This is a genomic window from Dactylosporangium sp. NPDC000244, from assembly GCF_040300725.1.
Classification (GTDB): Bacteria; Actinomycetota; Actinomycetes; order Mycobacteriales; family Micromonosporaceae; genus Dactylosporangium.
Genome location: NZ_JBEPEH010000081.1, coordinates 1 through 21,984, shown reverse-complemented (window position 1 = coordinate 21,984; position 21,984 = coordinate 1). Strand labels below are relative to the sequence as shown.

General features: G+C 71.0%; 17 protein-coding genes and 1 tRNA gene. 3 read left to right on the top strand and 15 right to left on the bottom strand.

The window, feature by feature from the left end:
* Together ABT369_RS56435 and ABT369_RS56430 are read right to left on the bottom strand one after the other, a co-directional pair.
* Positions 1 to 1,766, bottom strand: a 1,766-nt coding sequence (locus ABT369_RS56435) for a discoidin domain-containing protein (protein WP_350626787.1), incomplete at its 3' end; no start/stop codon positions are given.
* Between the two features lie 214 nt (positions 1,767 to 1,980).
* On the bottom strand, positions 1,981 to 3,885 hold the full coding sequence (locus ABT369_RS56430) for a diguanylate cyclase domain-containing protein (RefSeq protein ID WP_350626785.1): 1,905 nt from the start codon (positions 3,883 to 3,885) through the stop codon (positions 1,981 to 1,983).
* 211 nt (positions 3,886 to 4,096) lie between these two features.
* Between ABT369_RS56430 and ABT369_RS56425 the strand changes: the two genes are divergently transcribed.
* Complete coding sequence (locus ABT369_RS56425) at positions 4,097 to 5,512, top strand: diguanylate cyclase domain-containing protein (protein ID WP_350626783.1); 1,416 nt, start codon at positions 4,097 to 4,099, stop codon at positions 5,510 to 5,512.
* Here ABT369_RS56425 and ABT369_RS56420 read toward each other — a convergent pair.
* The 4 genes from ABT369_RS56420 to ABT369_RS56405 form a co-directional block, all read right to left on the bottom strand.
* Positions 5,489 to 5,899, bottom strand: a complete 411-nt coding sequence (locus tag ABT369_RS56420) for a hypothetical protein (RefSeq protein WP_350626781.1) — start codon at positions 5,897 to 5,899, stop codon at positions 5,489 to 5,491. The genes ABT369_RS56425 and ABT369_RS56420 overlap by 24 nt on opposite strands.
* Entirely contained in the window at positions 5,890 to 6,684 is a 795-nt protein-coding gene (locus ABT369_RS56415; RefSeq protein WP_350626777.1) for a hypothetical protein, read from the bottom strand. The genes ABT369_RS56420 and ABT369_RS56415 overlap by 10 nt, the downstream gene beginning before the upstream one ends.
* Positions 6,681 to 6,971, bottom strand: a complete 291-nt coding sequence (locus tag ABT369_RS56410; RefSeq protein WP_350626775.1) for a hypothetical protein — start codon at positions 6,969 to 6,971, stop codon at positions 6,681 to 6,683. The genes ABT369_RS56415 and ABT369_RS56410 overlap by 4 nt, the downstream gene beginning before the upstream one ends.
* 65 nt (positions 6,972 to 7,036) lie before the next feature.
* Positions 7,037 to 7,432: a VOC family protein gene (locus ABT369_RS56405; RefSeq protein ID WP_350626773.1), complete on the bottom strand. Its 396-nt coding sequence runs from the start codon at positions 7,430 to 7,432 to the stop codon at positions 7,037 to 7,039.
* A gap of 106 nt (positions 7,433 to 7,538) precedes the next feature.
* Here ABT369_RS56405 and ABT369_RS56400 point away from each other — a divergent pair.
* A tRNA-Pro gene (locus ABT369_RS56400) sits at positions 7,539 to 7,612 on the top strand.
* Positions 7,613 to 7,955: 343 nt separating this feature from the next.
* Here the strand turns inward: ABT369_RS56400 and ABT369_RS56395 are convergent.
* The 8 genes from ABT369_RS56395 to ABT369_RS56360 all read right to left on the bottom strand — a co-directional run bounded on the left by ABT369_RS56395 (position 7,956) and on the right by ABT369_RS56360 (position 20,661).
* Positions 7,956 to 8,078 (bottom strand): hypothetical protein, encoded by a 123-nt coding sequence (locus ABT369_RS56395; protein ID WP_350626771.1) that lies wholly within the window; start codon positions 8,076 to 8,078, stop codon positions 7,956 to 7,958.
* Positions 8,079 to 8,099: 21 nt separating this feature from the next.
* Entirely contained in the window at positions 8,100 to 9,950 is a 1,851-nt protein-coding gene (locus tag ABT369_RS56390; RefSeq protein WP_350626769.1) for a DUF2357 domain-containing protein, read from the bottom strand.
* Positions 9,950 to 12,292, bottom strand: coding sequence for an AAA family ATPase (locus ABT369_RS56385; RefSeq protein WP_350626767.1), 2,343 nt, complete (start codon positions 12,290 to 12,292; stop codon positions 9,950 to 9,952). The genes ABT369_RS56390 and ABT369_RS56385 overlap by 1 nt, the downstream gene beginning before the upstream one ends.
* Complete coding sequence (locus tag ABT369_RS56380; RefSeq protein WP_350626765.1) at positions 12,285 to 13,727, bottom strand: hypothetical protein; 1,443 nt, start codon at positions 13,725 to 13,727, stop codon at positions 12,285 to 12,287. The genes ABT369_RS56385 and ABT369_RS56380 overlap by 8 nt, the downstream gene beginning before the upstream one ends.
* Before the next feature lie 82 nt (positions 13,728 to 13,809).
* Positions 13,810 to 17,124 carry a DEAD/DEAH box helicase gene (locus tag ABT369_RS56375; RefSeq protein WP_350626763.1) on the bottom strand — a complete coding sequence of 1,105 codons (3,315 nt, stop codon included), beginning with the start codon at positions 17,122 to 17,124 and terminating at the stop codon, positions 13,810 to 13,812.
* Positions 17,114 to 18,496, bottom strand: a complete 1,383-nt coding sequence (locus tag ABT369_RS56370; protein ID WP_350626761.1) for a protein kinase domain-containing protein — start codon at positions 18,494 to 18,496, stop codon at positions 17,114 to 17,116. Before ABT369_RS56370 ends, ABT369_RS56375 begins: the two co-directional genes overlap by 11 nt.
* On the bottom strand, positions 18,496 to 19,089 hold the full coding sequence (locus ABT369_RS56365) for a vWA domain-containing protein (protein ID WP_350626759.1): 594 nt from the start codon (positions 19,087 to 19,089) through the stop codon (positions 18,496 to 18,498). Before ABT369_RS56365 ends, ABT369_RS56370 begins: the two co-directional genes overlap by 1 nt.
* A 1,347-nt stretch (positions 19,090 to 20,436) precedes the next feature.
* A complete protein-coding gene (locus ABT369_RS56360; RefSeq protein WP_350626757.1) occupies positions 20,437 to 20,661 on the bottom strand; it encodes a hypothetical protein in 225 nt (74 codons plus the stop codon).
* 406 nt (positions 20,662 to 21,067) lie between these two features.
* Here ABT369_RS56360 and ABT369_RS56355 point away from each other — a divergent pair, with 406 nt between their 5' ends.
* Positions 21,068 to 21,409, top strand: a complete 342-nt coding sequence (locus ABT369_RS56355; protein ID WP_350626755.1) for a hypothetical protein — start codon at positions 21,068 to 21,070, stop codon at positions 21,407 to 21,409.
* A 64-nt stretch (positions 21,410 to 21,473) separates the two neighbouring features.
* Here ABT369_RS56355 and ABT369_RS56350 read toward each other — a convergent pair whose 3' ends face one another.
* A complete protein-coding gene (locus ABT369_RS56350) occupies positions 21,474 to 21,677 on the bottom strand; it encodes a hypothetical protein (RefSeq protein ID WP_350626753.1) in 204 nt (67 codons plus the stop codon).
* Positions 21,678 to 21,984: the final 307 nt, after the last annotated feature.

Here is a 21,984-nt window from a genome sequence, read left to right as displayed (position 1 = left end):
ACGTAGAACTGGCTGAGCGGGAGCGAGGTGCCCGGGGTCTGGCCGTTGATCCAGGTCGCGCCGCTGCTGTTGGTCCGCAGCGACGGCACGAACACTCGGTAGCCCGACGCGTCGGCGTAGAGGTACGGCTTCTCCTGCGTCACCGGCGAGGTGGGCAGAACGGTGTACGGCGGGTTCGGGAAGCTGTTCGCCGGAGCGCCCTGCACGCCCGAGAAGACCATGTTCCACACGGAGCCGTTCCAGCTGCCGATCGTGGAGTCACGGGTGAACCACTGCTGCTGCGAGCAGGGGTTGATGTTGCCGCTGACCCGCGAGTCGGCGATGTAGCCGCCCGACGCCCAGCCGCAGTTCGGCGACGCGAGGGTCATGCCGCCGTGCACGTCCATCCGGCGGAACGGCGCGGCCTGCGCGACGGCCCAGCGGTCGACACCGGAGACCGGGTAGACCGAGAGGTTCTCGGCCGAGCGCCAGAAGTTCTGGGTCGCGTTGCCCTGGAACCAGCCCGCGTCGACGGTGATGTCGCCGTGGATCTGCACGTCCTGCGGGTTCTGGCCGAGGCCGTTGATCGACGTGTAGAAGCCGATCTGGGCGTTCAGGCCGCTGTAGGAGCCCGGCTTGAACAGGAACTGGTAGCGCTCGGTGCCGAACTGGTTCGTCTCCTGAGCGGTGAAGACCTGGTCCAGCTTCGCCTGGATGGTGGCGGAGGACTGGCTCGGGTCGAACACGATCACGTTGGAGCCGAGGTCGCCGCCGCCGGGCAGCTGCGGGCCGGTCGGGGTCGGCGTCGGGCTGGTGGTCGGCGACGGCGACGACGTGGTCGGCGACGTGCCACCGGTGTTGACGATGAGCTCCCAGATCGAGTAGCCGTAGCCGGTGCCGCGGGCCGTGCCGTAGACGCGGATCCAGCGGCCGGAGCCGCTCAGGCCGCTGAGCACCTGGTTGCCACCGGTGCCACCGGTGACCGTCTTGATGGTCGTCCAGTTGGCGTTGTCGGTCGACGTCTGGATCTGGAAGTCCTTGCCGTAGGCGGCCTCCCAGTTGATGCTCACCTGGCAGATCGACTGGACCGAGCCGAGGTCGACGCGCAGCCACTGCGGGTCGCTCGCGGCGCTGGACCAGCGGGTGCCGGCGTTGCCGTCGACCGCCGAGGAGGCCGGGGTGCCGGCGTTCTCGGTGCTGGAGGCGTCGGCCGTCTTGCCCTGCGCCACGTTGGCGGTGGTGTTGCAGGGGCCGCCGGTCGGGTTCGTGGTGCCGAACGAGCCGTAGACCTGCATCTCGTACAGCGAGTAGCCGTAGCCGGTGGCCCGGACCGTGCCGTACATGCGCACGTAGCGGCCGCTACCGGTGACGGTCAGCGTCTGCGTCCCGCCGGTGCTGGTCGTGGTCGAGTAGACGTCGGTCCAGGTGTTGCCGTCGGGCGAGGTCTGGATCTGGAAGGACTTCGCGTAGGCGGCCTCCCAGTAGAGCTTGACCTGCGAGATGGTCGCCGTCTGGCCCAGGTCGACGCGGATCCACTGCGGGTCGCTGAACGCGCTGGACCAGCGGGTCCCGGTGGTGTTGCCGTCGAACGCGGCGGAGGCGGGGGTGCCGCCGTTCTCGTCGGACGACGACAGGGCCGTCTTGCCCTGCGAGATCAGGGAGTCGGCGGCCGAGGCGGTGAGGGTGGTGGTGACCACGTACGTCGCCAGCACCACGAACGTGGCGATGGCGGCGAGGATCAGAGTTCGGCGGCGGCGGTTCGCCGTTGGCGGTGCGGCGGTGTGCATCACTGCTCCTGATTCAGGGCATGGCGGCAGCCGGACGATCCGCCGCGGGGGTGCGGCGGTCGCTCTTGTGTTCCGGCCGACGGGGTGTCAGGCTCACCGGACCGGGAACGGGCGGCCCGAGAACCGGGGTGAGGTTCGGAGAGCGCTCTCCAAGGACGAGGGTTATCCGTGGCAGCCGGGAAGTCAAGAGGCCTGCGGTTCCGGAACTGAAAATCTAGAGAGCGCTCTCTAGGAGTGAGCCCTCGGATCGAACCCTGTAATCGATCCCCGCATCCCGCGCGAACCGGGCCGCGGCCTCGGCGAACGCCCGCGATCGATCGTCGTCCCCGGCGAGCGGCTCGACGATCACCGCGGTGAAGGGAAGGGCGCTGAGCAGATCCAGCCGCACCGTGTTCGTGCCGGTCTGGTCCAGGGCCAGCCCGACGCCCGCCGCCCGCAGCTCCCGCATGACCCGCCGCAGCACGCCGTCGACGGCCAGCTGCGCCGCCGGCAGCGCGAGGGTCAGCCCGCCCGGCTCCAGCCCGGCCTCGGCGAGCAGGGCGCTCAGCTCGGCGGTGAACCCGGGCGACACCAGGGCCGCCCGCCCCACCTCGAGCGTGAACGGCGGCCGGGCCACCGCGATCGCCCGCCGCAGATCGCCCAGCCGGGACTCGGGGGTCATCAGCAGACCGCTGAGATCCGGGGTGTACCGGGCGTGCGTGCCCTTCCCGCGCCGCTTCGCCGCATACATGGCGATGTCGGCGTGGCGCAGCAGGTCCTGGGCGCCGTCGCCGTCGGTCCGGGCCGCGACCCCGACGCTCGCCGTCACCGTGAGCACGTGACCGTGGGTGTGCACGGGCCGGTCGAGCTCGGCGAGGATCCGGGCCGGGAGGCCGTCCAGCCCGTCCTGCGAGCCCTCCGGCACCAGGACCGCGAACTCGTCCCCGCCCAGGCGCGCCACCAGGTCCGTCGGGCGCACTGCGGCCCGCAGGCGCCGGCCGACCTCGACGAGCAGGCCGTCGCCGACCGGGTGGCCGAGCGTGTCGTTGACGGCCTTGAAGTCGTCCAGGTCGACCAGGATGGCCGCGGTCGCGTGCTCGAGGCGCTCGTTGAACAGCGCCCGGTTCGGCAGCCCGGTGAGCGCGTCGTGCGTGGCCTGCTCGTGCAGGAGCCGCTGGTGCTCGCGCAGCGACCGCAGCAGCCCGTCGTTGTCGCGGAACGCGAGCAGCTGGCGGGCGACGACGGCGCCGGTGGCCGTCACGGCGCCGAAGAGCACGGGCAGGGTGCCGAGCTCGTCGACCGTGACGGCGACGAGGAGGAGGTTGACGGCGGCGACGGCGAGGTACGGCAGCACCGAATAGGGCCGTCGCCGCTCGACCGGGACCGTCTGGCCCGCGCCCGCCCGGCGCGCCTGCAGCACCCCGGCGACGGCGACCATGAGCGCCTCGAACATGGTGACCAGGTCGGAGACGCCGGCGAGGCGGGGGCTGGGCAGCACCGGGACCAGCGCGGAGCCGACCGCGCCGATCACGACCACGAGCGCGAGCGCCCGCAGGGCCCGGGCGTCGACGGCGTTGGTACCGGCGAGGATGAGCTTCACCACGGCCAGCACGGCGAGCAGGCACAGCACGCTCAGCACGCTCAGGCCGAGCACCTGCGGCAGCGGCGCGCCGGCGACCCCGCGCAGCACGAAGTGCCACAGGAACGTCGCCGAGCAGACCAGCACCGTGGCCGCGTCGAGCCCCAGCCGCAGCCAGTCGCGGCGCCCGCGGACCCGGGTCGGCAGCCGCAGCAGGGCCCAGAGCACGAGCAGCAGGGCCACGGCGAGCAGCCCGACGGCGGCGAAGAGCAGCGGGCCGGACTTGCGCCCGCCCAGGCTCGCCTCCGTGAACGGGCCGGTCGACGGGGCGATGAGCAGCGCGGCGATGGCGAGGTGACGCCAGAACCGGCGCCCGGCGGGGTCGAGCCCCGGCGTGCGGGACGCGGCCAGCAGGTATCCGCCGCCGACGGCGATGCCGATCGCGCCCGGCAGCCAGCCCAGCACCAGCGCGCCCTCGTAGCCGGCCAGCCGCAGCAGCGCCCAGGCGGCGGCGACGGTGAACAGGGGCGCGTACACGGCGAGGAGCCGGCTGGTCTTCACCGCCCGTCATCACCGCCTTCGCCCCGGCCGGCGGACCTCCGGCCGCCATACCTTCGGCCGACCCTGAGCCGAGATGAGCGGTATCGCCCACCCATCGCGGGCGGTGCGGACAGGGTAGCGCCAGGTGCGCGGCACGATCCAGTGCGCCGGAGCAGTGGATCATTACTCAGTTTGGCGCCCGCCCGGCCTTTCGTGCGGGCATGATTCGGGCATGACCAGGGTGCTCGGGCTGCCGAAGGCGCTCGATGGACGGATCCGCTGGTTGTTCCTCGTGTTCGGGGTGTTCTGCCTGGTGCTGGTGCTGCCGCGGGTCGTCTCCGGCGACAGCGGCGCGTCCGTGCCCGCACGGGTCGCGGCGGCCGGGGCCACGGTGGTCCTCGGCTGCTGGTGGCTGCATCGGTACCGGCGGGAGAGCTACCCGCCGTGGTCCTGGCTCCTCGAGGCGTCCGCGCTGGCGGCCATCGGCCTCGGCGTGCACGACTGGACGAGCTCGCTCGGGCTCGCGTGCGTGCTCGTGGCCTACCGGGGGCTGTACGGCGCCTGGCCGCACGTGCTCGCCTACACGCTCGCCGTGCTGGTCGCGGTCACGGCCGCGGTCGCCCTGACCGAGCCGGACTCGCTCCTGCGGATGCTGCGGCAGGCGCCGGGAGTACCGGCGCTGGCGCTCTTCACCGCCGTGATCGCCGAGACCACCCGGCGCCAGGAGCGCGCCGCGGCCCGGGAGCGGGTCTTCGCGCGGCTCGGCTCGTCCCTGGGCACGACCGCCGACGCGCGGGCCGTGTGCCGGCACACCGTCGAGGCGGCCGTGGAGCTGATGACCGGCGCGCCCGGCGCGTGGGCGGTGACGATCTGCCCGGGGCCGGAGGGCGAGGGGGTCACGGCGGTGGCCGGGCCCGCGCCGGCGACGGCGTTCGCGGGGGCGGGCGCGGCCCGGTCCGAGGGGTTCGAGCTGCGGATGTCGACGGTGCGGTACGGCACCCTCCTGGTCGGCGCCGGCAAGCCCCTGCCCGCCGAGTCCCGCCCCGCCCTGCAGTCGCTGGCCGCGCAGGCCTCGCTCGGGCTGGCGTGTGCGGAGCGGGCGGCGGCGCTGCAGTACCAGGCGTTCCACGACGCGCTCACGGGCCTGGCGAACCGGCAGCTGCTGCGCGAGCACCTGACCCGCGCGATGGCCCGGGCCCGCCGCGGGAGCCCGGTTGCGGTGCTGCTGATCAACCTGGACGGGTTCCGGAAGGTCAACGACACGTACGGGCACGCCGCCGGCGACCAGCTGCTCGCGGCCGTGTCCCACCGGCTGCACGACTCGATCCGCGGCGGCGACGTCGCGGCCCGCCTCGCCGGCGACGAGTTCGCGGTGATCCTCGAGGGGATGGGCTCGACCGGCGACGCGGTGCACGTGGCGACGCGCCTGCTGCACGCGATCCGCGAACCGGTCCGCGTCGCCGGCGTCGAGCTGAGCACCGCAGCCGGCATCGGCGTCGCCTGCTGGCGCAACCACGCCGAGATCGACCAGCTGCTGCACGACGCCGACGCCGCCATGCACGGGGCGAAGCACGCGGGCCCCGGCCGGATCGGCATCTTCGCCGGCGGGGCGGTGCGGGTCCTGTCACCGCTGGAGGCCGCGGCCTGAGCCCGCCGGTTGCCAGATCCCTCGTTTCAGCGCCCTGACCTGCTCCCGCTGGTCCCGGATGAGCGCCGCGGCCGCCTCCTGGACCCGGTCCCTCGTGACCTCGCCGACGACGCGGAACACCCGCATCCCGCGCAGCTCCAGCCGGCCGTCCCACGACCGTCCACATGCGACGATCTCCGCCCTCCGGCGCACATACTCCTGCGCCCGCCATCCGATCGGCGCCGGCTCCCGCGTCAGCCCGGCCCGCCGCAGGGCCTCCCGCGTCCGGGCCGCCCACAGCGCCCGCCCGATCGCCTCGAGATCCCCGGCCGGGCACGGTCCCGAGATCTCGACGGTGTCGTCGTGCAGCGTCGCGGTGGTCCCCCGCACGGTGACGGTCATCGCCATCCGAACAGCCCCGGCTGATCCGTCAGCACCCGCCCGGTGTCCCGCAGCGCCCGGTGCACCTCGTCCTGCTTCTCGTGGACATGCCGCCGCAACTGCGTGACGGCCTCCCGCACCCGGTCGGCGACCTCGGCCGGATCATCGGCACTGAACGTGGTCCGCGGCGCCTCGGCCGGCCCCGTGGCGGCGGCGACCTGCGCCAGCCCGGCGATCCCGCCCGCGGCCAGCGCCAGCCCCACGCCGACGGGAACGGCCACGATCGCCGCCACCGAGGCGACCACGGTGAAGGTGACCGTCCATTCGGTACGCGTACAGTCCCCGCACGCCCCGACCGCCGCCAGCCCCTGCTCCGCGATCTGGTCCGCGTCCTGCCGCGCCCTGGCCCAGATGTCGCGCTGCGCCTCGAGCCCCGCCTTGAGCACGACCCCGACGGTGCACTGGTTGCGCACGAACGCCGGCCACGGCTCGACGAACCCGGCCTTGAACCGCTCGGCGGCCTCCCCCTGCCAGTTGCGCAGCGAACTGCTCAGGTCCCCGATGCCGGGGGCGGCCAGCTCGCCATCCCCAGTGGACAGTCCACGCAGGACATCCCGCACCCGCTCGATCCTCGCCTCGAAGACCCGCGGATCGGGAAAGCCGGCGATCGGCCGGAAGGCGTCCGGAAGGTCGGCGAACTCCCGCTCGATGCTCCGCCGCCGATACGGATCGTCCCCGATCCCCGCGGACGCCACCGAGACCGCGAGGTCGCGCATGTCGGCGGCGTGCCGCATCAGCATCTCGTACGTCATCCGCGAAGCACCCCACCGGCGTCCCGCAGCCGCCGGAACTCGCGCCCGGCCCCGTCATCGGCCTCGGCGTACCGCACCACCGCGACGCGCACGGCCTCGGCGGCCTCCTCGACCTGCCCGCCCGCGGCGGCGAGCACCCCGACCAGCTGCCACCGAAGCGAGACCCATTCGGCATCATCGTGCGGCACGGCCCGCAGATCCCCGGCCGCCCGCCAGTACGTCTCCGCGAGCGCCGGCATCCGCACCCGCCCGACCCGCCACAGCTCAAACAGCTCAACACCCAGCACGGCGACGGACGCTAGGCCGCCGAGCCGCCGGCGCGCGACGCCGTTTCGTCCCTTTTGGCGGCTTCTTATCGCGGTCCGAGCAGGTCCCACCGGTTCCCGGCAATATCCCGGAACACCACGATCCGCCCGTACTCCTCCACACGGGGTGACCCTTCGATCACGACTCCGTGCTCGACGAGCCGCTGGAAGGCCGCATCGAAGTCCTCGACGCGAAGAAAGAACCCGACCCGCCCGGCCGCCTGCTCCCCCACCCCGGCCACCTGCTGCTCCCCATCGGCCTGCGCGAGGAGGATGCCGGTCTGCGCCCCGGGCGGCCGGACGACCACCCAGCGCTTCGCCCGCTGCCCGACACTCGTGAGCGAGGGCGAGTCCTCGACGAGCTCGAACCCGAGCACACCGACGAAGAACTCGATCGCCGGGTCGTACGCGTCCACCACGATCGTGACCAGCTCTAGGCGCATCGTGCGAGCGTAATGGGGGTTGTCTCGCGGGAGGGGGATACTGCTTGGGCGGAGGGCGGGGGGATGCGCTACGCTGTACCGGCTGCGCGCGTTGAGCGTGGGGCACCGGGACATAGCGCAGCTTGGTAGCGCACTTGACTGGGGGTCAAGGGGTCGTGGGTTCAAATCCCGCTGTCCCGACCGGCTAGGGGTTTCCGCAGGTCAGCGACTTGTGGGAGCCCCTTTTGTATTGCTCGGCATCACTGCCAGGTCTAGCACGCCGCTGTTGGACCCCTTGACTCGGCTTGTTCGGTTCGAGACCAATTGCAATTTCTGCAGATTCTTCCTGCTCACAGGCGGTGCACCGCGATGCCGACGACGAGCCAGCAGGCGGCGAGACACCTTGACAGCACGCGCGACGAGTCAAGGTGTCCAGCGGCAAGAGGACAGGATCTTGGCCAAGGCAGGTCTCAACAGATAACGCTCCAGCACCGAATCCAACCCACACCAGTCGTTACTCATGCTGCGCCGCACTAATGCTGCATCACGCCGACATCTCCTGCTGCTGCGCCTTCACCGGGCAACCGGTCCGCGTCATCGACGCCGCCATGACCATCACCACCAGTTCCGCTACCGGCTCGTCACCACACTGCTCGCCCCGCACCATCAGGCATGGCTCGTGTCCGCTCTAGCCAGCGGCAGGGGCAGCCGGACAACCGCACCCGGGATGGCCCGCGCACGCATGACACCAGGAACACCGGAACCGGGTACCCGGCGCGAGGCGATCGTCAACGCAAGGCACGGCGAGCAGGTCCGCGCCCGCCGTCACATCGAGACGATCGCCGCCGGTCCCGTCGGGCAGAACGTTGTGCAGCCACAAAACGGGATAGACTTCGCCGCACGATCCGCAGATCCGGGTACCCCAGCCCGTCGCGCAGACTTCACAGCGGGATTGGAATGTGTTCCGGTCCCGAGGCTCGAATTCGGTCATGGTGCTATGGCAGATGGGGCACGTCTCGAACAGGTCGAACGACCGCGCCGCCGTCTCAACCGCAGCCATGGTCCGTGGCAGCGACGGCGCAGTGGACCTGTTCCGCTCACGTCCGGTTGTCTCGCGGACCAGCGCTTCCACCTCGTCCATCGACGGCCGCCGGGTTACCGCGACGCGCGTCGGACCCGCCGGGCGCCACCAGCCATCGCTGCTGGTCGGCACGCTCGCGAACAGCTCCGCAGCGGGCGGATACTCGGCGACGAACCGGCGGCCTTGCAGGACCCACCGCAGCGCCCGAGCGAGTCGCTCCTCCCCCTCGATCTCCAGCGGTGTCACCGGAACCAGGCAAGGCAGCACACCGAAGCCAGCCGGGTGCACGAGGCGCTCCGTGGAGGACGGCAATGCCGCCCGGGCGGCGCGGAGGCCCGGATACACCACGATCGTGGTGTCGACATGCACGCCGAGCGCGGCGGCGCGCGCCCGTTCGGCGGCCGGCTGGCCTAAGTCGTCACTGACCGGCACCAGCCGGGCCAGACGCCGTCCCTCGGCCGCGACAAGCACTGTGTCGTCCTCCGTCATCGACCACGTGACACTGCCAGCCGGGCCGCGAAGGAACACGGTGGAGCCGGCGAACGGCAGCGGATCGGCCGGGTCGTCCGGCCGGTACCCGAGGATCGCCAACGCACGCAGGGAGAGCGCGGCGACATAGTGCGCGTAGGCCTCGGGGAATGCACGCTCCGCCGACCGCACGCCCGCCATGGCAGAGGACTCATGGACCGCCCACAGATCCCAGAGTGCGCCGACCTGCCGGTACCGCCCGTCGCCCAGGAACAAGTTGGTGCGCATGAGCCGGATCGGCACGGGCACCCGGCGGTTCGCGCGCCGCAGCACCGGCGACCCGTGCAGCGCCGCGAGCCGCGCCCGGGCCCGGCGGAACACGTCGAGGGTCTCGTTGATCGCCAGCGCCGACGCGGTGGTGTCGGAGACCGCCCTGGCGACGAGGCGGGCGACCCGGCCGAGCCGACGCCACGACCGCGCGTGTTTCAGCGCCCGGTCGTACTCATCGAGATCGGCCAGCCCGTCGGCGAGCGTGGTCAGCTCGCGGATGCGCTGGGTCAGGTGCTCGCCGAGCCGGTCCACGAGCTGCGCAGCCACCCGGTTCTCGTAAAAGTCGACGTCTTCGGCGAACCGCTGCGACAGCACGCGCAGCGGCATGATGCGCCCGTGCTCTACACCCGCCCAGTCCTCGGTATGACCGGCCAGTCGGGCGAGGCCTGCTGGCGGCACCCGGCGCGCCAGGTCCGCCCGCACCAGCTCGTCCACCCGGTCAAGCCGGTCGTGCGGTCGGAGGCAGACATCGGCGATCACGTCGAGTCCGTCGAGGACGGCGCGCTCGAACGGGCTCAGCTCGGCGTGGTGCGATGCGTCGGGCACGAACATGGTGTCGGCCAGCCACGCACCGAGCGTCGTATTCGTGACCAGTGCGCGGGCGACGTCGATGACGGTGCTGACGACGAGCGGATCCGGTGCGCCGGGCCGATCGGCCATCACCCTTCCCTGCGCCGCTGCTCGTCGTCGAGGAGTCGCACGCACCGCACCGGGACACCGCGTAACCTGCGCAGTTCCCAGGCGGCACAAACAGCGTCCCGAATCTTGCCGAGACCGCCGGGCGTGACGTCGTACCGGCCACGCAGGGAACGAAGGACCTTCCGGGCCAGAAAGTGGTCGGCGGCGAGCGACCGGCCGTCCTGCCCTCTGTCGTCGCCCTCGGGCTGCTCGGCAACCGTGTCGCCGGCGTGGGCCGCGACGACGACGGGCACGAACGCCTCCATCTGCCGCTCGAGGCGCGGGCCCATGACCGCCCGGCCGTACTCGCGCAGGTCGTCGGCAATCACGTTGAGGAACTCGCGCACCTCGGCCGTGTCCGCCCGGTGCGCCTGCGAGGCCTGCTCGAACGACCTGCGCAGCGCGGCCGCGCCATACGGCTCGATCTCCGGGACCGCGGCTGGCCGCGGCAGTGAGGGCCGCTGGGCCGGCAGCTCCATCAGGTGCGCGCGGTTGTAGGTCTTGTCGGCGAACTCAAGCGTTGACTCGTCCTGGTTCGCGGTGCCGATGAACCAGACGTTGCTGGGCAGGCGGATCCGCCAGCCGTCCACGAACCACTGCGGTGCCCGCCCGGTGCCGCGGGTGACCAGCTGAATCGGCTCGCCCTCGTACTCGATCTTCGACAGCAAGACCGAGAAGTACTGCTCCGGCCGGGCCAGGTTCATCTCGTCGAGCACGATGAAGAACGGACGTTCCCGGTACCTCGGCGTCTGTGCCCTATACAGGGCCTGGAGAAACTCGGACTCCTCGAAGCGCCGTTCGAAGGTGTTGTGGTGCCCGAAGAGGTCCGTCCGGTCGCGCCAGCCGGCTTGCACCTCCACGACGGCGCACTCGGTGCCCAGTGCCTTGGCGAGGGCGACTGGCAGCGACGTCTTGCCAATGCCGCTCATGCCCTCCAACAGGTGCAGCCGGCTCATCGCCAGCCCGCCGAGGAGGACGCACACGTCGTTGAGCCGGTACGCCCGCCGGCTGTCGGCCAACATGACCACCTGCAGCGACCGAGACAGCTGCGAGAGGTCGGGCCGGTCGGCACTGACGACGCCGGGCTCGTTCAGGTTCGGGTCTTCGTCCATCGCGACGCAGCGCGGGAACAGCGGCGTGCCGGCGTCGGGACGGTCGCGGGTCAGCTGCTCCACCGTGCCGTGTAGCTCGGAGATCCGGCTCTCGTAGCCGCGGGAAAGCACCTCGAAGTGCCGCTCGGCGTCGCTGAGCTGCTTCATCTGCAGGTTGTTGATGCGGCTCGCGAGGGCCTCGCCCTCCAGCTCCTGGACTCGGTATGCCAAGCGGTCGCGTTCGCCCGCCACCTCCCGGTGCTGCTGCTCCAGCCAGCGCAGCCGGTGCAGGTCGTCGTCGGCCAGCCGCTCGGCGAGCTTGCCGCGCAGTTCGGCGTTGGCCGCGGCCAGCCGGTCGCGTTCGCCGATCAGGTACTGCGGATCTGTGCCGCCGATCCGCAGCAGCTGCTGCTCTCGTTCCGCCAACTGCTTGCGCAGCTCGTCGATCGTCTCGGTCCGGGCGTCCGTCTGGATCCGCAGGACCTGCAGCTCGCGGTCAAGGGCGGCGACGTCGGCCGCGGCTCGTGCCTGGATCTCCGCCTCCAGGGCGTCGACCTTGCGTTGCAGCTGGATCTGTTGTCCTAGCAGCGCCAATTTGTCATAGTGCAGCTCTTCCTCGGACCGGCGGAGCGCCGCGCGGTCCTCCTCCAGCAAAGCGACCTGGGCCGCATGTTCCGCGACGAGCGTGCGCCGCCGCTCCTCCTCCTCGATCTGGGCTTCCTGCCGGTGGCGCCGGAGCTCGGCCTCCAGCTCGGCCCGTGCGGTTTCGGCCTGTGCGGCGAAGCCATCCCGGGCCTCCTGCTCACGGACGCTCACCCTTTCGCTACGGACGCGCACCTGCGCCCGCTCGGCGGCGGCCTCCGCCTGGAGCGCCTCAGCCGCGCCGCGCGCCGCGGCGGCCTCGGCAAGTTCGGCGTCGAGGCGCCGGCGGGTGGCCTCGGCCGCGGCCTCGGCGTCCGCGGCCGCCTGCGTCCGTTCCCGGGCTGCCGCCGCCGCGCGCTCATAGTCGTCGGCCTGGCGGCGCAGCGCGTCGTACACGGAGAGCACCGCGTCGTCGTTCGTAGTCGGCTCCAGACCCTGCTCGGCTAGCGCGGCGCTGACCTCTGTATCGTCCTCGGCCCGCCTGGTGGCCGCCGCCAGGTCGGCAGCCTTGTCGGCGGCCTTGTCGGCGGCCGTCTGCTGAGCAAGCCGGCGCTGGCTCGCCGGCCAGTTCGACGTCTTTCGCCTACCCATTGGTGGAACGATTCCCTTCGCTGCGTGTGCGGAGATCGGGCAGCGGCACGCCGAGATAGGCGGCTGCGGTGTCCTGCGCGAGCCGCCAGGCGGTCTCGCCGTAGTCGAGGTTCAGCGGCATTGCGGCGGCGTGTGCACCGCCCGTGTTGCGGTCCTGCGACACGTTCGTGAGGTCGCTGAGCAGCGTCGGCCGGGTCGCGGCGACTTGGCGGAACGGGTGGTCGGGTGCCCCATTGGCGGCGCTGACAAGAGATGCGGCCAGCAGCACCGGAGTCGAGGCCCGGTCCGGCTGTCTGATTCCCCGCCGGAGTTGGTCGGCGTCCACTTTGCCGAGCTGCGCATGCTCGCCAAACGACATCCCGAGCTGCCGGCAGTAGATGCCGAGCTGCCGGGCGAGGGGGTCGCGCAGCCGGTCGATGGCGCTCCGTGGCGGACGATGTCGAGCCACTAGGTCGCGCAGCACGAGCTCGTGCAGCCGCCAGGAGTATCGCGCGACGTCGCCCACCTCGGGGCTGCCGTCGCCGCGTCGCCGCGCCCGGTCGATCTCCCGCTCCAGCAGCGTAAGTAGTTCGAATAATGCGTCGTGATCGCGCACCCGGGTGGTGAAGCGGTGCTCGAGCGTTTCTGCGATACTGCGCCGCAGCTTGACGTCGATGAGGTCGGATTCGGCCAGGAGGCCCTCGGTCCGGCGGCCAACGAACTGTTCGACGTGGTCACGTAGCCGGGCCGACCGTTGGATCCGGGTCGCCACGAGCCGTCGGAGGTAGGGGCTGGCGTGCCCACCGAACGGGCTCATCGCATCCCACGTCACCGTGCTCTCGCCGCCCTCGTCGCGCTTCCGGGCGAGCAGCGGCAGCGGAATCCACACCGGCTGCCCCTCAGTCATTACCGACACGCGCGAAACGACCCGTTCGGGCGGGCCGGCCCGCCACCGACGGGTCCGCCCGCCGCCCTGCCGTTTCGCCGCCTCACCGCGGGAGACCGCCTCCACGACCTGCTCGTGCGCCGGCGGCTCGGTACCGGTCCAGCCATCGGGGTGAACGGCGAACGCGTGCACCCGCACGGGTGCGCCCACCGTGCCCAACTGCAGCATCGCTGTCCGTGGGCTCTGCCAGTCGCATTGGCAGTGACCAGGTTCGACGGTCGAGGCTGGCCAAAGCGTGCCGGTCGTGACGTCCTGGTAGACGTAGGTTGTGATGGCCCGTGTGGGGTCGGGGAACCCGTCCTGCAGGACGTGGCGGCCGTTCGTCGTGATGACGCCGTAGGTGTCGAGGTAGTTCAGCGCGCGCAGGTCGGAACGGACCAGCTCGACGAGGTCGTCCTGCAGGCCGAGGAGCCGGCCGATGTCCGCAGCCTCGCGGAAGCCGGCGCGGGCCAGGCCCAACACCGCCACCTGGAACACATTGAGCCGGTCTGCGTGCACCAGCGGCGACACAACGCGGTACCGCAGCGCGGGCCAAAGCAGCCACCGCTGCCTACCCCGGAACTCGGCGAACTCGGGCCGGACGACCGGGCACTCAGGACCGAATCCCGGCACCGTGTACCCCCTCACAGAGCTCACGGAACGCGACGATGCCTTCGGCGACGGACCGGCCCGGCTGGCCCGGCATTTCCGGCGTGGCTGCCCGCTCGGCCATGGCGGCGTCCCCGACGGCGATGAGCAGCCGGCGCTGCCGGCTCATCGCCACACACATGCGGCTGTCGCTGAGCAGGTGCCCGTACCGCTGCACGGCCTCGGCGGAACCGCCGAGGGGCCGCGGGACCTCACTGCTGCGCGTCACCGACAGCAGCACGACGTCGAACTCCATGCCCTGGAACGCGTCCACGGTGCCGACCCGCAGCCGCGGCCGCGGTCGCTCCTCGGCCGTGAACTGCATCGCTGGCACGGGCACGAAGGTGCCGTCGTCGTCGACCACGGCCAGCCCTTCCTGTTGCAGCTCAGCCTCCAGCAGCTCTTGCTGGGCCTTGTAGAACGTGATCACGCCGAACGACAACCGCCGGGCGCGGTCCAGCTCAGTGAGTTGTTTCAGCTCCCGAACCAGCCGGTGCGCCTCGGCCGGGCGGGTCCAGCTCGTGCCGGACCGCTCCTCGTCGCCGTCTCGCCGCGGCACGTCTATCCAGGCCGCCACCTTGCCGGCGTACATCGACAGGTCGTGGGTCAACCGCACCGTCGACGGATCAGGCTTGATCACGTCGGGACCGCCGTAGAAGACCTCGCTGACGAACCGGCCGAGCGCGGGGTGCATGCGGAACTGTGTGTCCAGCAGGATCGTCCGCACCGCCGGCTTCTCGTCAGCGAACAGGTCGAACCAGCGCTCGAACAGGCTCTTCGACAGCTCCGAGCCGTCGAGCGAGCGGTTGCGGCGCAGCTCCTGCTCGACCTTCCGCTCCAGGGCGTGTGGTAGCTGTTTGTGGTCGCCGACGAGGATGATGCGCCGGCGGGCGAACGCCATCGGGATCATCAGGTCGAGCGGGTTGGCCCGCGCCGCCTCGTCGACCACGACGGTGTCGAACACGGGCAGCGGCGCGTCGAGCAGCCGCGACATCTCCTCCGAGTTCGCTTGCTGGACGGTAGAGGCCAGCACGGCGTTGTACCGGGCCAGCGTCGACTCGACGAGGGCCAGGTCCTCTCGAAGGTCGTCACGGTAGGCCAGGAGGACCTGGTCTGCGCTGTCGGCGGTCTCGGCGGCGTCCTCCGCCGCGGCGTCCGCGACGAGGTGCAGCAGCGCCTCCACGTCGGGATCGTGCGTCGGCGCGTGCAGCAGGGCGGTGCCGACGGCGAGTCGGCCGAGTAGCTCGACCCGCAGGTTGGCGATTTCGGCCAGCAGGTCGTCGCCGCTGTCGCCCGCCTTCGCGGCCACCTCCAGCAACCGCCGGGCCGGGTCGTCGAGCAGCCGGTCCAGCTCGCGCAGCGCCCGGGCGGCGCGCTGCGGGCCGTCATCGGCGAACGCGACCGGCGTGGCACGTAGCGACCGAGCCTCCCGGGCCAGCCGCTGTCGGTCGTCGCCCGCGAGTGTCACTGCGACCTGGTCGACGACGGCCCGATCGGCCAGCAGGAGGTCGAGTTCGTCCCGCAGAACGCCCGGCAACCGGGCGCCGGCCAGTTCCTTCACAGTGCGGAGCAGCGCGACCAGGTCAGGGCCGGTCATCGGGTGCCGCTCGTAGGCCGACGCGAGCTCCCGCAGCTTTCGCGCAACGTCGTGCCGGGCGGACGCCGGCCGGTGCTCCTGCAGGTACCGCTCGACCGACGCGACAATGCCGTCGCGCCACTCGCGGGCGCTCTCCCAGTCACGGCCCGGCCGCGCGCCGACCCGGGTCGGGGGCAGGCCGCGCCGGCGCGCCTTGCGGGCGACGTTGTCCACCGCGTCATGCTGCACGCTCGAAATGAGGGTCCGCTGCATCGACACCGTACGCTCGCCGAGCTCGTCGAGGCAGCGCAGCAGGTCGGCGATGAAGCGGGTCTTGCCGGTGCCCGGCGGCCCCTGCACGAGCAGGACGTCCGGGGTCCGCACGGCCATGCCCAGCGCGGCCCGTTGGACGTCGGTGGGTGGCGGGCCTTCCGAGCTACTGATCGCGACGGCGATCGCCTTGTCGTGGGCCCGGTCGGCGCGCGGGTGGGCCCCCGGCCGCGGCACCCCCTCGATGAGTAGCCGCAGCCCGGGAAGCTCGGCCTGGTCGGTCTCGATCCGCTCGCGGGCGAGGTCTCGGCGGCGCAGGCGGACCCGGTCTCCGGAGAGCGACCGAAAGAGGTGGCCGGCTGGCGGCGGCGCGTCGTCCCCGTCGACGGCGAGATCGACGGTCCAGTTATTCCTGACCACGTACCGCACCTCGCCGTGCACACCGGCGCCCGGTCGACCGCGCCCATCCTGGAATTCGGGCGGGAGATCTCTGGATGCCTCCAGCTGCAGTTTTCCGCCGAACGAGGCCACCGCGCGGAGGAAGGCGCCAGCACGGTCGTCCGGCTGCAGCGCGAAGCGCCAGAGGCCGTCCGCGGTGACCTGGCACGACCGGTACCGGGCCGACCCCATGCGCCGGGCATCGTCGACCAGCGACTCGCGCTCGATCTCGTTGTACGCCTGCCACAAGTCGAGGTATGTCCGCCCGTCCGAGGTGAGCCCCTGCAGCGCGGCCCGGATGGCCTCACTGGCGGCGGCCTCGTCGCCCCGATCGACGAACCGCAGGTCAAGCGGGCTGAGCCGGAACCAGCGAGCGCGCTGCCGAGAGGACGCATCGGTGAGTCGCACAAGGCGCAGAGCGTCATCGGTGAGGGCAATGTCGGCGACCCACCGCCGCCCGTGCAGGGTCAGCGCACGAACACCGGACCCCGGCACGCCGCCAGGACCTCCGCTGTGGATGTACCGCTCCGCGGTCTGGCCAGGCAGCGCCGGAAGCGCGAACTCCTCGCGAAGCCAGTCCCGGATCGGCTCGAAGCCCGTCACCGACCGCTGGGTGGCGATTCGCACCTGTTCGGCCACGCCATCGTCGATGCCGACGGTCATGCTCGCGCCGAGATCCGCCGTGGCGAACGCGTGGCACTGTACGCCGATCTGTTGCGGGGTGGCCTCGACGACCCACGACACGAGCGTGCGCCCGGCGGTGGTGAGCCAGTCGACGGTGTCCTGGTCCGTGACCGGGAGCCGGATCGGCTGGCCGCCGCCGTTTCCGGGCGTCACCTCGAACTCCGCGCTGCCGGTCCGGTGGCGGAGTACTACCTCCCGGTTCTTGGCGTACTTGTCCGTGAGCTGGGTCAGCCACCGCGGGACCGAAGTGGCCAGCCTGGTGGGCAGCAACACGATGCGGATCTCGCCCGGTCTCAGCTGCTCAGCGAACACTCGCCACCTCCACCGGCTGAGGCAGCAGCATCCGGTGCGGCTGGCTGTCGTCACCGAAATGCCACGTCCACGCCGCCGCCACCGGCTCGTCGGCGCGGCTGCCCCGCAGCAACGACCGGCCCAGGCCACCCTTCGGCGGCACACGCCGGATCACGCCGTTGCCCCGGTTGCGCACGACCAGGGTGTCTCCGCCGTTCCAGTCGACCTGGGCCACCACCGCGAGGGGTTCCTCGGCCCCGCGGTACACGGTGCGTGCGGTGACGAGCAGCGGCCGGTCGGCCTGGACGAACAACGTCAGACCCTTGTCCTCCAGTATCAACGGACGCCGGTCACCGAGCCACGGGAACTGCTCTCGCACCAGTACCGGAATGACCGCCGGGCGGACGGTGCCGCACCACGGGCAGCGGTCCTTCGCGACGACGTAGCTGTGCGGGCAGTCCGAACACTGCACGCACCGGTCGGCCGCGCCGTCGAGGGCGGCGGCCCACTCGCCGGCGCCCGGCCGGGCGCGCGGGTCGTGCATGCCGGCCTCGAAGGTCCGGCGGAACAGGCCCAGCAGCTGCCGGGTCAGAACCTGCTCGGCCGGATAGCCGTGCGGGGTCCGGTTCCGGTCATCCGTGCTGTGCTCGATCCATGGCAGGAGGCCACGCTGGGCGTCGTCCTCCAGCTCGGCCGGTCCCTGGTCGACGTAGTCGCCGATGAGCGGGTGGTTCGTGGTGAGTGTCTCGTACGCCAGGACTGCGAACGAGTACACGTCGCTGAACACGGTGTTGCCAGACGTGCCCCGCAGGACCTCCGGCGCCGCGTAGTACGCGGTGACGAGGCGGTACGGGCCGGGAGCGCTTTCCGTCTGCAGGTTGTCCGCGTCGACGAGCCACACCTCGTCGTGCTCCGGCCGGGCGGAGACGAGCGCGTTGCCGGGCGAGACGTCGCCGTAGACGATGCCCCGGTCGTGCAGCGTCCCCAGGATCGCGGCGCATCGGGCGAGGAGACGCAACCGACGGCGCAGCCCGCCACCCTGCGCATACCAGCCCGTGAGGTCGTCGGTCGTCTCGCCGCAGACCGCGCGGAAGGCGACCATGTCTTGCAGGAGCTCCATCACATACCCGACGTGGGGTGCGGCCAGCGGCTCCAGCGGGCGGCAGATCGGGACACCGTGCAGCGGCAGCCATCGCAGCCGCGCCAGGCGGTCCTCCAGTCGCGCAGCCGAGCCGTCGGCGTAGAGCTTCACCGCGAGCTCGCCGTGGTGGGTGCGGAACACCACGCCCTCGCCGCCCTGGCCGAGCGGTGGATCGAGGACCAGTTCCAGATGTTGGCCGCTGCGCGCGGTCCGCACGCTCGATGGCCAGTCCCCCGCCGGCTGACCGGCCATCAGTCGAACTCCTCCAGCCGCACCGCCTGTTGGCCCGTGCGCTCGTGCAGAGTGGTCATGACGGTGGCCGTCACCCACCGGAACAGGCCGCTGATCTCGTGGACCTGGTCGGTCCGCATGACGCGTACGCCGGGCGTGCTGAACGTGCGCAGCACCTCGTCGGCATCGGCTGTCCGGTCTGTGCCGATGCCAACGGCCACGCGCAGCGCGCGGCTCCCCCAGTGCGAGGACAGCAAGGCGTCCAGCGGCGCCTCCCAGTCGTCCGTCGGCATGCCGTCCGAGACGAGCACGAGGGTTGGTGGGAACGCCCGCTCCGGCACCGCCTCGGTGTCGTCAAGGAGCTCGCGGGCCCGGGTGAACGCACTGCCCATTGGCGTGCGGCCGCGTGGGGTCAGGTCGGCCCAACCGATGCGGGACGCGGGGACCATCGGCTGGTGCAGCACGGCCTCGTCGCCGCCGAAGGCGACGACCGCGACGTGGATCTCGCCCCGAACGGAGTCCTCCGCGCCGAATGCGTCGAACATGGCCGCAATGCTCCGGTTGAGCTGGACGATCTTGTCACCGTCCATGCTGCCGCTGACGTCGGCCAGCACGATCACCGGCATCGGCCGGGGCGTCCTCCGCGACCGGGACGCAAGCGTACCGGGCCGTGCCATTGCTGGTTCCACCACGCAATTCACTCCTCCGCGACTCGTCGAACGGCGCCCTGCGCCACATCGGCGAACCTCGCGACGGCGCGGAGCCAGTCAGAATTTCAGACACGCGATCCGGACGTCAAGTGCTCAGACGGATAAATGCCGCAAGCTCCCGCCAGAGGTCACGCGGGCCAGCGAGGTTGCCACCGGCGCGCGACGCTCCGCTCGTCCATGTGAGCAATCCGGAGCGGGAGCGGGTGGCCTCGTTCGGGCGTCGCGAGCACGGGCTCGCGGAGGCGAGCCTGTGGCGCCGGTCGGGCTACCTCAGCGAACGCGCTCGGGGTGCCGCGCCCGAGGAACTACAGCGACGGCAGCAGCTCATGGGATGCCTTCCCGCACAACCGCGCGCAGTCCCGCGGGTGCCGCCAAAACGTGGCCGTCTCGGCGGCATCGGTGACGTCAGGCAGCGGGTGTTTCGCGCTCGGGCCGTGGAACAGGCAGGTAGACCCCCACTCCGTACCAGCCGACGCGATTCTGCAGAACCCTTGGCCGCCGATCGAGCGCTGAGCCGTAGTCCAACGCTCGGCGCGTAGACCCCTTTACCCAGCCGGTTTATGCTTGAGGCGACCTGGGAGAACGTGCTTGAGCACGTCGCTCGGACCTCCGACTACCCCTGGGGGTCAAGGGGTCGTGGGTTCAAATCCCGCTGTCCCGACGTTGCGAAAGGCCAGCTCAGCTGGCCTTTTTGGTTGGCGTCCGTCGATGCAGTGATCGTTGCACGACACGAGTTTTGTCCCGTACGAGCGTACTGTTACCCATCCCCAACCGCTCTGACTTGCGGCTCCAGGGTCACGCCCAACGCGCCAACGAGTGCGGAAGGTCCACCCCGGGCACGATACTGACCTGTGGTTTCACGGTTTCGGCGACCGCGCGCCGCTCAGTGAACCCTTTACTCGGCCCGCCCTAAAAGATCCACATTTACGGTCCACTGTGGATGATCACGACACATCGGCGACACGTACGCTCGTACTGTGATCACCGGGAACCGGCCAGATCGCACCAGGGACGCATCCGCACTAACTCGAAGAGCACTCCCGAGACCACCGGCGCTCGCACGGGGTCGAACCAGCGTGGCCGATCATGGTTACCGGATCTGCCGATCTGCGGATGCGAGCCTTCGGATTTCGCGTGCGGACGACTACAGATATCTGATGCCTGTTGTCGTGATATGAGCCGCCAGCACGCCGTGGGCTGAGTCTTCGGACCATGCTTCGACGGATTGGCTCGAACGCAGAAGGTCGTCGCCTACAACCGGAGTGCCGCGTCCCAGCGCGTCGGCCAGTTGCCGAAGCGGCGTACCTCGATGAGCCCACGAGCCACCAAAGAGACCAGGCCCGGTCCGAGAAACGCAACCCGCTGTTGTGGTGACGCCCACGCGCCCAAGCCGAGTTCCCACAGGGGCAGCGGTGAATCCTCCAAAGGATCGAGGACAAGTACTTCTGCGGGGTCCAGACCTTCGTCATCGTCCATGGCCACCCATCCAACGGTTCTGGAGCAAGCATCCCACCGCCGAGCGACGTCACCTGCTCCGACCAGGAGTCGATTTATCCCACGCGGACTCTATCCGCATCTGCCGCGACGCGCGCTATCGCGCCCGGTTCCACAACGGTGATGCAGCCAGTGCGTCGAGAACCGCTCGCTCAAGAACCGCAGCCGCCGGCCGGTCTGGGGTGACAGCCCATCGAATGTGCAGGTCGGCATGTCGCAAAGCATCTTGGGCCCACGCTGCGGCCCGCTTCGGCCGACCGGCGAGGAGTTCGTCGAGATGGGCTCGTACGAACGCCGGGTCGGCCAGCGCACGATCCAATACCGCCTCGCCCAGCCCGCTGACGGCAGCCTTGCCGCGGCGGTACACAGTGAGCCGACCGCGTAGGCCGTGGCCGCGGCGTTCACCCGCCATGCCGACGTAAGCGAGTTCACCTTCCGCTCCCTCTCGGGCCAGATACACGCCTGGAAGGCGAGGTGCGTTGAGCGCTGCATCATCGAAGGGCAGCCACGGCGACCACGCTGCCAGTGGCGCGATGACGGCGTCGGCTTGCATCGAATCAGCATGCCGGACTCGGCGGACCTCACCAAGAGCCGCACACATCTGCCGCTGATCGAGCGCGCCGGCGGACGTGCGGCGGTCACGATCGATGCCGCCTGGCGGGATCGCGCTGCCGGGCTCACTCGTGCCGCCGTCCGTGCGCAGCCGACCGCCGCGTGCTACAGCTGGTGACCGGCTCCCCTCGCCTCCCGGGCCTCCTGTCGTGCCGAGTTGAGGTCGATGGGGAGTGCTTCGGTTACTGACCAGCAGCGGTAAGGATGTCTGAGACCGCGCGCATCACCAGGAGGGCCCCGACAATCGCAAAGATCGCTCCGATGCCGCGGTCAAGGAGAAGCGCGTCCTGCTCTGTCATCCGGTTTCGTGCGCCAAGCCTCGGAGACCAGCGCATCGCGGCTCGAATGTGCTTGCGAGCAAGATCGCGGTAGTTCGTGGCCAGCACGAAGCCACCCGAGGTTATCAGCAAACCAACGAGAAGGCCGAGCACGGGACCCCAGGGCTGCACAGCTTATCTTCGCACGCCGGCGCCTCTCAGGCTGCAGCGCGATCGTGAGAGCGGGCGCGGCGCACGGATCTGCCGCGGCGGGAGTGCTGGCGTTCATCAAGGCCGGTGACGCACCGTAGTACATGGCTGCGTTTTCTGTCCTCAGCTCCCATCTCGAGCCTTCGGGTGAGCTTGTCCTGCGTGCCACGGTGGCGGCCTACCTCGGTCGCTACCGCGGCCTGACCCGGCAGCACAGCGAGTCCGA

Coding starts and splice junctions, on each gene's coding strand:
- ABT369_RS56425 (WP_350626783.1), top strand. CDS start 4,097: ATGACCAGGGTGCTCGGGCTGCCGAAGGCGCTCGATGGACGGATCCGC.
- ABT369_RS56385 (WP_350626767.1), bottom strand. CDS start 12,292: ATGGGTAGGCGAAAGACGTCGAACTGGCCGGCGAGCCAGCGCCGGCTT.
- ABT369_RS56390 (WP_350626769.1), bottom strand. CDS start 9,950: ATGGCCGATCGGCCCGGCGCACCGGATCCGCTCGTCGTCAGCACCGTC.
- ABT369_RS56420 (WP_350626781.1), bottom strand. CDS start 5,899: ATGGCGATGACCGTCACCGTGCGGGGGACCACCGCGACGCTGCACGAC.
- ABT369_RS56370 (WP_350626761.1), bottom strand. CDS start 18,496: ATGGCCGGTCAGCCGGCGGGGGACTGGCCATCGAGCGTGCGGACCGCG.
- ABT369_RS56405 (WP_350626773.1), bottom strand. CDS start 7,432: ATGCGCCTAGAGCTGGTCACGATCGTGGTGGACGCGTACGACCCGGCG.
- ABT369_RS56395 (WP_350626771.1), bottom strand. CDS start 8,078: ATGGTGCGGGGCGAGCAGTGTGGTGACGAGCCGGTAGCGGAACTGGTG.
- ABT369_RS56360 (WP_350626757.1), bottom strand. CDS start 20,661: ATGGACGATGACGAAGGTCTGGACCCCGCAGAAGTACTTGTCCTCGAT.
- ABT369_RS56415 (WP_350626777.1), bottom strand. CDS start 6,684: ATGACGTACGAGATGCTGATGCGGCACGCCGCCGACATGCGCGACCTC.